This is a genomic window from Moorena sp. SIO4E2, from assembly GCF_010671945.1.
GTDB lineage: Bacteria > Cyanobacteriota > Cyanobacteriia > Cyanobacteriales > Coleofasciculaceae > Moorena > Moorena producens.
In genome coordinates, this window is record NZ_JAAHIE010000175.1 from 1 (window position 1) to 13013 (window position 13013).

A 13013-nucleotide genomic window follows, 5' to 3' on the forward strand; every position below is an offset into this window, starting at 1 on the left:
TATGGATAGAAAAAGGTTAGTCGAACCGTAATCTAGTCACTTATGGTACATGGTGGTTGATAGCCCCAGCGATCAAGCCATTTCCCCCATGCTTGTTGGACTATATCCAATTTGTCTTTGGTATAGTGGTAAGTGTTTTGCTTGTAACTTTTTAGGTTACTTATATATTTTTTAAAGTAAGGCAAACCATTCGTAAAACCGGGAAGATTTAATTGTGTATAGATATGTTGTAATGCTTCTAAAGGACAATCTCGAACTTGTTCAAAGCTAACTTCAACTAGCCTGTCCGATGGAAGTGCCTGACATTGACGGTCGTAGGCTTCCATCATCAGTATATATCTTTGTAGAATACCTTTGTGCAATTCTTCTAAAGGGAATAGCTTCTGAAGACGGATATTATGCGTATGTATCTGGATCATTCTTATGTTAGACTCAAAAATTTCATAGGGGTTACGGTAAATATGCACAAAACGAGCTTGAGGAAAGAGTTGTATCAACGCAGCGATCCGACAAGTATTGACGGGATTTTTCAAAAGCAGAGGACGACCATTAAAGGCAAGGCTAATCTTCTTCAAAAACCATGTATAGTCTTGCTGCCAAGCCACTAATTCTTCTGGATCTATGTCCTCTAACAAAGCGTAACGTCGAAAGAACTCATCAGCTATTCGTGGGAAAATAACAGCATGATAGAAAGAACGGTAAGAGTAAGATAATAACGCTTCTTCCTCCTCTTCGGGTACGTCAAGTCCTACTTTTACTTGGTCGTATCCTCGTTCTTCCGGTAGCCTACTGGCAAACAAGGCTCTAAATCCCTCGAAGGTGAAAAAGGTTCTCGAATAGAAAACGTGCATGTGTGTTGGAGTAGCCCATTGAGGATCTTGACTAAGTATATTGTGAAGATGTGTAGTACCACTCCGCCAATGACCGATGATAAACACTGGAGCAACTCTTAGCTGTGTAGCTTCGATGCGAGAACCATAAACAAGGTCTTCGTACAAGGAAAAGGGAAATTCAGCTAGGCTTCCCAGTAGATATAGGCAGGCTCTTCCCAGGTAGGGACGATCAACACCATATTTACTGATGAAAGATAGAAGAGTCATCAGTGAGTTTTTCTGCAAGGAGTCGCGGAGCATAATTATGGTATTGCCCCTTGCTAATGGGGTTTCTACATAGTTGGTCATAATTCTTTTTTAGGGAGACTTCAAAGACAAGAAATTTGCTTAGCATTGGGGTTGGAGGATCATCTGTGTCAAATGTAGACAGCTAATGGGCTGAAAGCTCAACCCAAGCTTAGTAAAGGTTTAACAGAGCTATCACCCCATTAGTAACTCAGCAATAGTTTCCACAGTATAGTTAAGCTGCTCTTCTGTATGGAGTGGAGAAATAAAGAATCTCAATCTTGCTTGGTTAAACTCCACAGCCGGATACCCAATAGGAAAGACGTTAATGCCACGTTTATAAGCAGCATCAGCTAACTTTGCTGCTCGATCTGAATTGCCCACAATAATAGGGATTATTCCTGAATCATTACTAGTCCCCGTGTTCAATCCCTTTTGTTTGGCCAGTTCTAAGAATAATTTGGCGCGCTCTTTAAGCTGCGCTACTAGTTGAGGTTCAGCTTGAACTTTTCGGATAGCTGCTAATCCTGCCGCCACGTTAGCTGGAGAAGCCCCAACAGTAAATAAAAAACCTGGAGAGGAATGTTTTAAGTAACTAATTAGAGATTTGCAACCAGCAATATAACCTCCACTACTACCTAAAGCTTTGCTAATAGTCCCCATCCAAATGTCAACCTTACTTGAATCGATTTCAAAGTGTTCTCCTACGCCTCGCCCAGTTTCACCAAGAACACCTATTGAATGAGCCTCATCAATAAACAACCATGCTTTATAATGCTCCTTAATCTCAATGAGTTTAGGCAGATCGGAAAGAATATCTCCGTCCATGCTGTAAACTCCTTCAACTAGAATAAGAACTCTTTGATAATGTAGTCGCTTCTGTTCTAGTATCTTATCAAGAGCCTTTAAATCATTATGAGGGAAAGGAATTATTGTTGCACCAGATAGTTTACTACCCATCGCAGCACTGTTGTGCATATACTTGTCGTGTACGATTAGATCGTTAGGACCAACAATGGAACTAATAGCATATACATTAGTTGCATGTCCGTGACCAAATACCATTGCATCTTCAGTTCCTAACCAAGCAGCAATTGTTTCTTCGAGTTCTTTATGCAAAGGAGTTTCCCCGGAAACAATTCTACTTGCACCAGCTGAGGTACCGTATCTTTCAATTGCCAGTTGTGCTGCTTTCACAACATCGGGGTCACTCGAAAGACGCAGATAGTCGAAACTTGAAAAATCAATGTATTCCTGATCATCAATTAACATAGTTGACTTGGCTGACTTCTGCTTTGCTCTGAAATAAGGATACTTTAGTTCTCCAGATTCATAAATTGAGAACCTTTCTTTGAAATCTAGATATTCAGGCAGCAAATCAAATTGATAATGTTCTAATGAAATATCTTCGATAGAACTAAATTTAGCTGATATATAATAAGAATCGAGAACGGTTATATCAGATGCATCTGCTGAACTAATATTAGCATCTAAGGTGACCAGTAATTTATCAACGTCATTACCTAATCGATGAAGAATATGCTGACTCAAATCACGGATTGTCGGGTAAACGAAGATAATCCCCTCAGCTAGGCGAATTTCTAAAAGTTTCTCTACTTCAGAGGCAAAATCAATTGCCTGCACTGAATCTAATCCATAGTCTACGAACTGAGATGTCGAGTCAATTGCTTCGGGAGTTACGTTTGCTTTTGTTTTGCTAGAAATCCATTGTTTCATCCAATTTTCTAAAATTGCTAGCGAATTGGTATTAGACGCTTCAGTATTATACTCCGTTGCAAACTTTGGCTCCATTGGGTTTGTTTGCATTCTACCTTTAATCATCTCAAACTCACCATTTAAATACTTTTGTTTACAAGCTGACCGCTGAATCTTTCCACTAGAGGTTTTGGGAATTGACGTTGTCTTGATAAGCACCACATCATAAACCTGTAGCTCGTGTTCTTCAACCACAGCCCGACGAATGCACCTGCTTACCTCATCTATATCAATTTTGCGCAGACATTCTCGCTTCACCTCCTGTACTATAACTAACTCTTCTTCTCCATTCACTTCCACACTGAAAGCAGCTCCACAATTTGGACGAAGTGCTAGATTACTTTGCTCAACAGTTAACTCGATATCTTGAGGATAGTGGTTACGACCGCGAATAATAATTAAGTCCTTAAGACGACCAGTAATAAATAGTTCTCCATTCCTGATAAAACCTAAATCTCCGGTCCGTAGGAAGGGTCCCTCGCCTGTATCTGCTAAATATGCTTGAAAAGTCTTCTTTGTTTCTTCTGGCTTTTTCCAATAACCCTGAGCAACACTAGCGCTTGACACCAAAATCTCACCAACTTGATCCGACGACGTTTTATTTAAGGTTTCTGGATCAGCTATAATAACTTTTGTATCCAACCAAGTACGACCACACCCAACTAACTCTTTGATATTTTTGGAATCATTATCAGCCACCACAATATGATTGTTTTCCAGTTCATTAGCTTGCACTCTTAAGTAAATAGGTTTACTGTCCACAAAGCCACCCGAAACCATTAAGGTAGTTTCAGCCATTCCGTAACAAGGATAGAAAAATTGGGCTTTAAAACCGCAGGGAGCGAAAAACTGTGAAAAACGCTTTATGGTTTCAGATCGTATGGGTTCAGCGCCACTATAAGCAGTTAACCAAGAACTCAAATCCAAAGTAGTCCTTTGATCGATATCGATCTTGTCCAGACAAAGTTCATAGCCAAAATTAGGACCCCCACAATGGGTTGCTCCATAATGTGAAATCGCCTCCAGCCAACGTAGGGGTTTTCTCACGAAAGCATCAGGAGACATAAAAACTCCATGAAACCCTGTGTATAGAGGCTGGAGAATCCCGTCAATTAACCCCATATCATGAAAAATAGGGAGCCACGATACAGAAACACTTTTCGGTGTTAATTGAAATGCTGTTTTTATATATTCCGAGTTATGAAGGATGTTTTTGTGGTTAACTATCACTCCTTTCGGAGTTCCAGTAGAACCAGAAGTGTACTGAATAAAAGCTATTGTGCGCCTTTCTAAATCAGGTTTTTGCCAGTTTAAAGCTTGGTTAATATCTATATTATTTGTAGCCAAGCAAGACAATCGCGCTAATTCTGGATGTTCGGCAAAACGCTCCTGAATATTATCCAACAAAGGTGTTACAGTCAGCGCTAATGTTGCATTAGCATCGGCAACAATTGCCTTTAATCTAGACATTTTCTGATTTCGTTTGGGAGGATAAACAGGAACGGCAATTACCCCCGCATACAAACACCCAAAGAATGCCGTAATATACTCCAAACCAGAAGGATAAAGGAGCAATACCCTTTCTCCTTCTGAAACGCGAGCTTGTAAGGAAGCGGCGATCGCTCTGGCTTGTAATTCTAATTGCTTATAGGTAAGATGAACTTCTTCTTTTTCTCCATCAGTAAGGAAAGTAAATCCAAGCTGATTAGGCTGCTGCAAAGTTCGCGATTCTAGCAGATCAACTAACGTTTCAAAGGGTAAGTAAACTTCATTTGAGAAGGGCTTTTTTACTTCAAGTAGGTAAGGGGCTTTAGTGTACATAGTGAATAGCAAACCTCTTTCAGCTTAAATCACAACAATATAAATGGAAAAAGAATCAACACTAGGTCGTTGGATATCAACCCATGGTAGAGGGACCAATGTCAATGGTTCCCATGATGAGGAGCCGGATGAAGGGAAACCTTCACGTCCGGTTTTGTTGGCGTAGCCTTCCCGAAGGGTAGACGAGTCGGGTGAGGCGACTCCCCGGCTTAGTTTAACAAGCTAAAACCTATGAGGGGGCTATAGCTTTAGTACAAATGCTCTGCATTAGTGACATGCTCCCAAGGCAGCTGATCATTAGTTGCCTCTAGCACCAATATGTTTGGATGTCCTTGAGTGGCACACTAAACAACAGATTCTTTCAGATCAGATTCCCTGGTATAAATTCGTGATCAAGTCATTCCATCGAGTTATAGACGGTCGAGATGATGGCAACTTGATGTATTTGAGAGCTGATTCGCAAACTCGCTGTAATCCTTGTAGGATCAGGCTTGCGCTAAAATCGAACAATTGAAATGCTTAATACAAAACATAAAACCATAGCAGGACTTTCATACTTATTAGGATTTACTTAAGATTTACTTAAGATTTACTTTGAAAAAAATCTCTTACGGCCTACGATTCAATACTATGGCAAGCAACCAAGAATTAAAATCCCAAAAATTCAGCTCTTTTAAAGGTCAATTCATATGAACTTTATGAATAATCCTGTAAGCATTCAGCGGTCAGCGGTCAGTGGTCAGCGGTCAGTGGTCAGCGGTCAGTGGTCAGCCGTCAGCCGTCAGCTTATGTTATTCGCGCATCACCTCAAGTAGCGTGGCACAGGCTTTGGCCTTGGCCTTTTGGCCTTTTGGCCACGCTACGCGAACGGCCACGCTACGCGAATGGCCACGCTGTGCGAACGACGCTGTGATGTAAGGCATAAGCTGATACGCGACACGCTAATAGCTGATACGCGACACGCTGATAGCTGTTGGCGTAGCCTGCGCGTAGCGCATATGCTTACATCATCCTCATGAATGGGATAATAGGGACAGTCAGTCAAGGGAGTGGCTAGTCATGAACCCCACTCAGAACTCAGGATGCCCGATCCAGCAGTTACGACTTACGCACCCAGACATGTCATACTACATCCGGGTTAAAAAACCCTGGAAAACCCAGTCCTTGAGGTGCTCCCGAAAGTTTTTGTAGCCGGGACTTTCAGTCCTCTGGGCTTAAGAGGAGCTATAGGGTTGATCATACTTATGAGGTACATTCAATGTCTTGATGCCGTCCCTCGTGGTCAAGGTGGCTGTGTGGGTCACCTGGGTCAGCACTGCTGTTTGCCCCTTGGCAACCACGGCAGTCGCTGATGGGGGAAACCCCCGCAGGTCGGCGCTGCCTAGGCTGTTGAGTTTGAATCCCTTATGCCGATAAAAGTTCATGCCGTTTCTATGTAGTCCTAGAGTGAACAGCCTAGGCACTGCCCACCCTACGATTAATGACAATGGTGCCAGATCTCAGTTTGACAGCGCTGCATCGCTACTCCCTACTCCCTACTGCCATTAACCCAGGAGTTTGTACCTCACCCAATTGAGTACTCCTGTATAATAAATAGGGGCAGTCAGTCCTGACTTTTCAGGGCTTCTGGGGAAAACACCATCAAATATCAGCTCAACTCTTATTATCAAAAAACTAGGCTTAGAGCTGATTCGTAAACTCGCTGTAATCCTTGTCGGATCAGGCTTGCCATAAAATAGAACAAATGAACTATTTAATACCCAAAAGACAATCATAGCAAGGCTTTCAGACTTATTAAGATTTACTTTAGGAATCAGCTCTTAATGATAATGATTCAGGGTAGAATAGCGATGCAGCGAGGCCAAAGGGGGGTTTCTCCCACTCGCGCTTGGGATCAATACAAGGCTTGGCGGATTCAGAAATGAGCGCGATGCTCAGCATTGAGCCGCTACGGGAACGCTTTGAATAAAAAAGATCCCGTCAAAAGTCAGCAGTCAGTCAAGGGAGTTGTCATGAACCCCACACAGAAATCAGGATGCCCGATCGAGCAGTTAGGACTTACGCACCCAGACTGGTTATACTACATCCGGGTTAAAAAACCCCTGGAAAACCCAGTCCTTGAGGTGCTCCCGAAAGTTTGTGTAGCCGCGAGTTTCAGTTTTTTGGGCTTAACAGCAGCTAGAAAAGGGAATTTGGTATATAGCACTACGCATTAAGGTGTTTGACATTGATAAAAGCTGAAAAGCTAATGCACGTAAACTTTTGCCTCTTGCCCGCCCCCCTTACGCGCGGGGGGTTAGGGGGGATTCCTCTTGCCTTGCGCGTAGCGCTATAAAACATCTTTCATCACCCCTTCCCCCTTTGGTGTTCCCTATTGACATTCATCATGGATATTGACAAATTACTAACCCAATTAAATAATTTGCTGATTGGCAAGGGAGAAAAAGAGCTGTCTCCTCGTGATCATAAGATAATCCAAGACTCTTGGGCAGGTAAAACCTACGAGGAGATGAATATTCCTGGATACACCACCGATTATATTAAGAAAATGGCTGCTCCTTCCTTATGGAAGAAACTGTCAGACCTAACAGGACAACGTGTCACCAAAAAAAATATTCGGCTAGTTCTCGAGTCAGTCCCACAACCGTCAAGCTCTATTCCTGAGCAGACCGAGAGTAGTCCCCTCTTAAAACTAGATTTAAGTGACGCACCTTATGTATCGGATTTCTACGGACGCACCAACGAACTGGCTCAGCTAGAGCAATGGATTGTCACAGATAACTCTCCATTGGTGGCTATTTTGGGCATGACTGGCATTGGCAAAACTGCCTTGTCAGTGAAGCTAGTTGAACAGATTAAGGATCAGTTTGAGTATGTGATTTGGCGTACGCTCAACCATACTCCATCTGTTGAAGAACTTCTGAGTGACCTGATCCAATTCTTGTCCAACCATCAGGAAAACCCTTCATCAACAACTCTAAATAACCTGCTATCGCGACTAATGTATTACCTCAACCAGCATCGTTGTTTGGTAGTGCTTGATGAAGTAGAAGCGATCCTGGATGCTGGTCAATCCTCTGGAATTTACAAAGAGGGCTACCAGGGGTATAGAAAATTACTGGAATGTATTGGGAAAAAACGCCATCAAAGCTGCTTGTTGTTGACCAGTCAAGAACCTCCCCAGGAAGTAAAGGAACTAGTAATCAGGGAAGTAAGAATTCGGGAATTCCAACTCAAAGGCTTGAGAAAGGAAGAAGCAAAACCACTTTTGTCAAAGGACGGTCTTTGTAAATCTGTGCATGGAGTGGGACAATTAATTGATAGCTACAAAGGTCATCCCTTAGCCTTAAAAATTGCGGTTAGGACGATCCAAAACTGCCATAATGGTAAAATTTCGGATTTTCTCAAAGGGTCATTATTTATTGGTGATGTTTTGATCAATATGTTCGACAAGCAATTTTCTCACTTATCAGATTTCGATCAAGAGCTAATGAACTATTTAGCCATGGCTACCGAGCCAGTTTCAACTCAATACTTGCTAGCTCAATTTTCTTCATATCCCAACAGAGCGAGTTCAGAAATAAAGACATCTATAAATAATTTGTTACAACGTTCACTTATTGAAAAAAATTCTCAGGATATGGGGGAAGTTTTTTTTACTGTAGATCCTGTAATTAAAAACTATCTTAACAAACGTTTGTACCAGGGTGGCTGATTTAAGTAACTATGATTCACATCGGACAGGAAATACACAATCGTTACCAAGTTATCAAAAAGTCAGGGTAATCGCATCTTGATCGAGTTCTAAAATTACTTTAACTTGACCATTAATTTGACTGTAAACTGCAGGTTATGACATGCACAAAACTGATGTATTTAGTGTTAAAGTCCCACAAAGTGCTTTGGATCTATGGCTTGAGCTATATGAGGAAGTCCATGACCTGATCAAACTTGTCCTCAAACTTGCCTTGATCTGAGCCAACCCCTCACTCAGCCACACTGGCTGCCAGAATTTTGATCACAAAGTCATTGTCCATCCCGGCCTTGTAACGCTTCATCTTCAGACTGAGTCGGGACGGTTCGCGATCCACGTAAATTGACACTTAAACGGCGCAACAGCCCCAGGTTTTGGGCAGCATAACCCTGACGAATCCGACTCGCATCTTCGTTGAAGGTGACATCGAGCACCCAATGCAGACTATTTTCAATAGTCCAATGGGAGCGAATGACCTGGTTATGGCGCTGAGCATCCGGTTCCAGACTACTGATGTAAAAGCGAACTTCCTTGGTAGTTTTGTTCCATAACTCTCGCGTAGTCTTAACCATCACCACGGTGGTTAAGCCCACCCATTGGGGTTGCCGATGCAGGGCGCGGTAATTGACTCACTGGCACCGCCCAAACCTGACGAGTATCCCTGCGGTGATGCCCACTTTCAATACAAGGCGTGGTGAGTGAACTCAATCCCCTGCCAGTTCTGAGCTTCAGCTTGCTTAAACCAATCCTTTACTGACTGGCTGAGCTGACCTTGGTTGCCTTTGAGAGCCAAAACATAGTCTCCTTCGGCCTTCTTGATTTGCCCAGCAATGGGGATTTGGGTTCCCATCGCATCGAGGGTCACCACAGCTCCCTTAAGGTTGAGCAACAACAGCCTCTGAGGTAGTGCCTTGATTTCATTGGACTTGCTCTCGACCTTTTGCTGAGCCAGCACCAGCCCATGTTCGCTGCTCCAGGCACTGACACTGTGCAGAGCTTTAAGTTGGCTTTCTCGGTCATAAGAACCTTTTCACCTCTTGCCATCGATATGAATCATCTTTATACCTAATTTATCGGTGATGCTGCTGATCCAACTCAGGAAACTGGTTTCTAGCTCTTGGGGTTCGAGCCGACCCAACACCCGACCAAAGGTATCATGGGAGGGAATCCCATAGGGTAAGTCCAAAAAGGTCTCATGCCACCCAAGCTTGGCTTTGCCGTAGGTCTCAATGGCGACAAACCCATCGGCTCCAGAGAGGATGGCCAAAATGGCAATGGTGACTATCGCTCTTCAACTGTGATGCTGGGTTCTTTCCACACGGGGATCCTGTAGGTGTTGAAAGTGTTTAAGAACACTCTTTCATTGAATCAATGCCTGTTGTTGTTGCTGAGGTGTCAGCACAAGTGCGGCCATTGCCTTTTGACATGATCAACGATCGGGAAATAGAAAATTTTGTTGATTCTCAGGTTAACTGCTTGGGCTTCTGGGAGGTAGCCTCAAGGGCGATCAGGATTTAGATAACACACCTAAATATTTGTCAAGTACATTTTATACAAAATAAGATGCGATTACCCTGATCAAAAAGTGAGGTAGCGGTAACTTTAGTCAAACCTTTGAAGTAGAAGATTGGCTTGGTATTAACTCAAGTCAGTCAGGTAACAGGAAAGTGATCAAAGTTCTGACATTAAGTTACTTTAGTGATTCAAAGACGAGAGAAAAAGCCGTTGAGTTGTTTCAGCGAGAAGTAGAAGTTTTGAAGCAGCTCAATCATCCAGGAATTCCCCGATTTGAGCCAGATAGCTACTTCCGTTTTGTACCTGACAATAACCAAGAAGACTTCTTACACTGCTTGGTGATGGAGAAGATTGATGGACTAACGTTGGAAGAGTGGCTGGTTCAGACTAATCAACTAATTACTGAAGAGCAGGCAATTGACTGGCTAAAACAACTGATAGTAATACTTAATGAAATCCATCCCAAGTATTTACACAGGGATATTAAACCGGATAACATCATGATCAGACCCAATGGACAACTGGTATTAATTGACTTTGGCGCAGTTAAAGAACTAACCCAAAAATACATTATTCAACAACAAAGTACTTCGCCAACTACCAGTATTGGAACCCTAGGATATGTACCACCAGAGATCATTAATGAACAAGAAGCTTATCCACAATCTGATTTTTTTGCCTTAGGTCGTACCTTTGTGCGGTTGCTCAGTGGTCAACACCCTAGTGATTTTCCAAAAGACTCCCGAACTGGAAAGTTGATCTGGCGAAATGAAGCAATACATATTTCGGAAAGACTGTTGGATTTAATAGATTTTCTAATGGAACCGTATTGGCAAAATCGGCCAAAAGATCCCCAAATAATTTTGTTATATATGATTGATTATTTGATCAATAATAATATTAATAATTATGATAATTATAAAAATAAACGGGTTAAGCGTAGCAATTATAATTTTATTAATTCAGGATTATTAATTTTTAGCCTTGTCCTCAACTTCTTTTTACTTGGTTTACTTAGCCAAGGAAATTATCTAACCCCTGGTGTATTTTTGCTACTTTTTGTAATCCTCAGTATCCTGTCCATATCACTAGTATTTTCTTTAGAATTTATTTTATTAATTAAAAGATTATCCAAGCTGTTACTGTCTAGGAAAATATAGCGGTTTGCAACCCGCGCTAATTAAAATAATAACAAGGGTAGCATGTCACTTATGCATAGCATTTGTACTAGAGCAAGAACATCTATGATCTTCTAATATCTATTTTAGCGGCTTTTCCGGATTTACTATTCCAAGCTGTTAGTTAAAACGACTCCAAACATAGCTATACCTTTATTTTATACTTCAACCTTATAAACTAACCATAAATAATTTACAAAACTATTGCTTAGCCATAATTTTGTAAATCATATTAATAATTTAACATCACAGGTACGAAAAAGCCTTAAATAATCGGTCTATTCGCTTGCTGTTTAACAATTTCCCACAGATTTGCGCTGCGCTGACGAGAGCTTGCTAGCTGGTCATGGGACGCTTTCAATTCTGCACGATATATTCCCTCAAGGGTACTCAGTTTATTGTCATACAGTGTTTTTGCCTGACGCTCAATTTCAGCTTTGCTAGCATCTAGTGGTACTTCAATCCTAATCAGAAACGAACCACTGCTCTTCTTTTCGATAGCTTGGATTGATAGGTATTCCTCACCGTATTTTTCCCTGAGCTGTTGAAAGGAAAGCAAAAAAGCTTTCCAATCAATACCATTACTGAATGTCAGGTCAATAGTTTCCAAGGCTTTCTGAAACAGACAAGTAAAATCTCCTGGGGCAAAGTTCTGAGTTTCATTCCTAGGGCGACGTTCAATGAATTTGTCTTGTGTATAGTCATATTTTAGATACGCATACTCACAAATCACATGCTTGAGCTTCGTGCCCTGATTAATTTTCCAATCTTCCAGACAAGCTCCGGTAAAGATTACTTCAGTAAAATTACAGTCTAACGCTTGAGTCCTAATCAGGTAAGCCTCCCTCAGGTCAGCCTTGGTCAGGTTAGCTTCGCTCAAGTCAGTTCCGCTCAGGTCAGCCTTGGTCAGGTCAGCCTTGGTCAGGTCAGCTTTATTGAAGTTAGCTCCACTGAGGTCAGCTTTGCTGAGGTTAGCTCGACTCAGGTCAGCTTTGCTCAGGTCAGCCCAACTGAGGTCGGCACTTCTGAGGTCTGCCTGGCTCAGGTCGGCATTTCTAAACTCAGCCAGACTAGGGTTAGCGCCACTAAGGTTAGCCCTGCCAAGGTAACACCCACAAAGGTCTGTTTTGCTCAGGTTAACTCGACTTAGGTTAGCCTTGTAGAGGTTAGCAGAGCGGAGCTTAGCTTTGCAAAGGTCAGACTTGTAGAGGTTAGTCTCAATTAGGTTAGCGCCGCTGAGGTTAGTCTCGATCAGGTTAGCCTTGTAGAGGTTAGCAGAGCGGAGCTTAGCTTTGCAAAGGTTAGCCTGGTTAAGGTTAACCTTGATCAGGTTAGATAAACAGAGGTTAGCCTCAAGGAGATTAGCCTCGCTGAGGTTAGCCCCTCTGAGGTTAGCCACATTGAGGTCAGCCTTGATCAGGTTAACCCGCCTGAGATCAGCCTTACTGAGGTCAGCCCCTCTGAGGTTAGCCTCACTCAGGTCAGGCTCTAGGTTAGGATTCTCCCTCCGCCACTGATTCCAGGCATCTATCCCTCGTTTGAGCACAGCCAAATGCTCTTTGTCTGCCATGATGCAATTCGATCCCAAAATACAAAAAAACGCTAACAATAGGGCAGCGTCATGGTTTCTTCCTGCTTCATCCTAGTCGTGTCGGCACTATCCAGTCCACAGGTATTAGGGTCTGAATATATTTGTCTACACGGATGCTATAGGCACCCTTATATCTAACACCATACCCAGTTATCCCTAATTCTTCCGGAGATTTTTTAGATGATTTACCACAACTTGCGATCGCGTTACTAAGGGCGGGAGTCCTAAGTAGCGCTTGCTTCTGAGCAAAGCGCGATATA

General features: G+C 42.4%; 8 protein-coding genes and 2 pseudogenes. 5 read left to right on the forward strand and 5 right to left on the reverse strand.

Annotation, left to right across the window (positions count from 1 at the left end; translation table 11 throughout):
* Positions 1-32: 32 nt before the first annotated feature.
* Together F6K37_RS18445 and F6K37_RS18450 are read right to left on the reverse strand one after the other, a co-directional pair.
* Positions 33-1181, reverse strand: coding sequence for a sulfotransferase family protein (locus F6K37_RS18445; RefSeq protein ID WP_287251509.1), 1149 nt, complete (start codon positions 1179-1181; stop codon positions 33-35).
* A gap of 132 nt (positions 1182-1313) precedes the next feature.
* A complete protein-coding gene (locus F6K37_RS18450) occupies positions 1314-4715 on the reverse strand; it encodes an aminotransferase class I/II-fold pyridoxal phosphate-dependent enzyme (RefSeq protein WP_287251510.1) in 3402 nt (1133 codons plus the stop codon).
* Positions 4716-4758: 43 nt separating this feature from the next.
* On the opposite strand from F6K37_RS18450, the gene F6K37_RS18455 reads away from it, so the two are divergent.
* The 3 genes from F6K37_RS18455 (at position 4759) to F6K37_RS18465 (ending at position 8430) form a co-directional block, all read left to right on the forward strand.
* Complete coding sequence (locus F6K37_RS18455; protein ID WP_287251511.1) at positions 4759-4881, forward strand: hypothetical protein; 123 nt, start codon at positions 4759-4761, stop codon at positions 4879-4881.
* Between the two features lie 1846 nt (positions 4882-6727).
* Entirely contained in the window at positions 6728-6931 is a 204-nt protein-coding gene (locus F6K37_RS18460; protein ID WP_137985649.1) for a hypothetical protein, read from the forward strand.
* Positions 6932-7101: 170 nt separating this feature from the next.
* Positions 7102-8430 carry a helix-turn-helix domain-containing protein gene (locus tag F6K37_RS18465; protein WP_287251512.1) on the forward strand — a complete coding sequence of 443 codons (1329 nt, stop codon included), beginning with the start codon at positions 7102-7104 and terminating at the stop codon, positions 8428-8430.
* A 271-nt stretch (positions 8431-8701) separates the two neighbouring features.
* On the opposite strand, the pseudogene F6K37_RS18470 reads toward F6K37_RS18465, so the two are convergent.
* Positions 8702-9817, reverse strand: a pseudogene (locus F6K37_RS18470) (ISAs1 family transposase); the annotation flags it as partial.
* A gap of 23 nt (positions 9818-9840) precedes the next feature.
* Here F6K37_RS18470 and F6K37_RS18475 point away from each other — a divergent pair.
* Entirely contained in the window at positions 9841-9987 is a 147-nt protein-coding gene (locus tag F6K37_RS18475) for a hypothetical protein (protein ID WP_287251513.1), read from the forward strand.
* 83 nt (positions 9988-10070) lie between these two features.
* A pseudogene (locus F6K37_RS18480) lies at positions 10071-11144 on the forward strand (serine/threonine protein kinase); the annotation flags it as partial.
* A 283-nt stretch (positions 11145-11427) separates the two neighbouring features.
* Here F6K37_RS18480 and F6K37_RS18485 read toward each other — a convergent pair.
* Together F6K37_RS18485 and F6K37_RS18490 are read right to left on the reverse strand one after the other, a co-directional pair.
* Positions 11428-12732 carry a pentapeptide repeat-containing protein gene (locus tag F6K37_RS18485; RefSeq protein ID WP_287251514.1) on the reverse strand — a complete coding sequence of 435 codons (1305 nt, stop codon included), beginning with the start codon at positions 12730-12732 and terminating at the stop codon, positions 11428-11430.
* Between the two features lie 67 nt (positions 12733-12799).
* Positions 12800-13013: hypothetical protein (locus F6K37_RS18490; RefSeq protein ID WP_287251515.1), on the reverse strand; the 214-nt coding region annotated here is incomplete at its 5' end.

Bases quoted from the DNA above. Each gene is read 5' to 3' on its own strand.
- F6K37_RS18445 (WP_287251509.1), bottom strand. From the start codon at position 1,181: ATGACCAACTATGTAGAAACCCCATTAGCAAGGGGCAATACCATAATT.
- F6K37_RS18450 (WP_287251510.1), bottom strand. From the start codon at position 4,715: ATGTACACTAAAGCCCCTTACCTACTTGAAGTAAAAAAGCCCTTCTCA.
- F6K37_RS18455 (WP_287251511.1), top strand. From the start codon at position 4,759: ATGGAAAAAGAATCAACACTAGGTCGTTGGATATCAACCCATGGTAGA.
- F6K37_RS18460 (WP_137985649.1), top strand. From the start codon at position 6,728: ATGAACCCCACACAGAAATCAGGATGCCCGATCGAGCAGTTAGGACTT.
- F6K37_RS18465 (WP_287251512.1), top strand. From the start codon at position 7,102: ATGGATATTGACAAATTACTAACCCAATTAAATAATTTGCTGATTGGC.
- F6K37_RS18475 (WP_287251513.1), top strand. From the start codon at position 9,841: ATGCCTGTTGTTGTTGCTGAGGTGTCAGCACAAGTGCGGCCATTGCCT.
- F6K37_RS18485 (WP_287251514.1), bottom strand. From the start codon at position 12,732: ATGGCAGACAAAGAGCATTTGGCTGTGCTCAAACGAGGGATAGATGCC.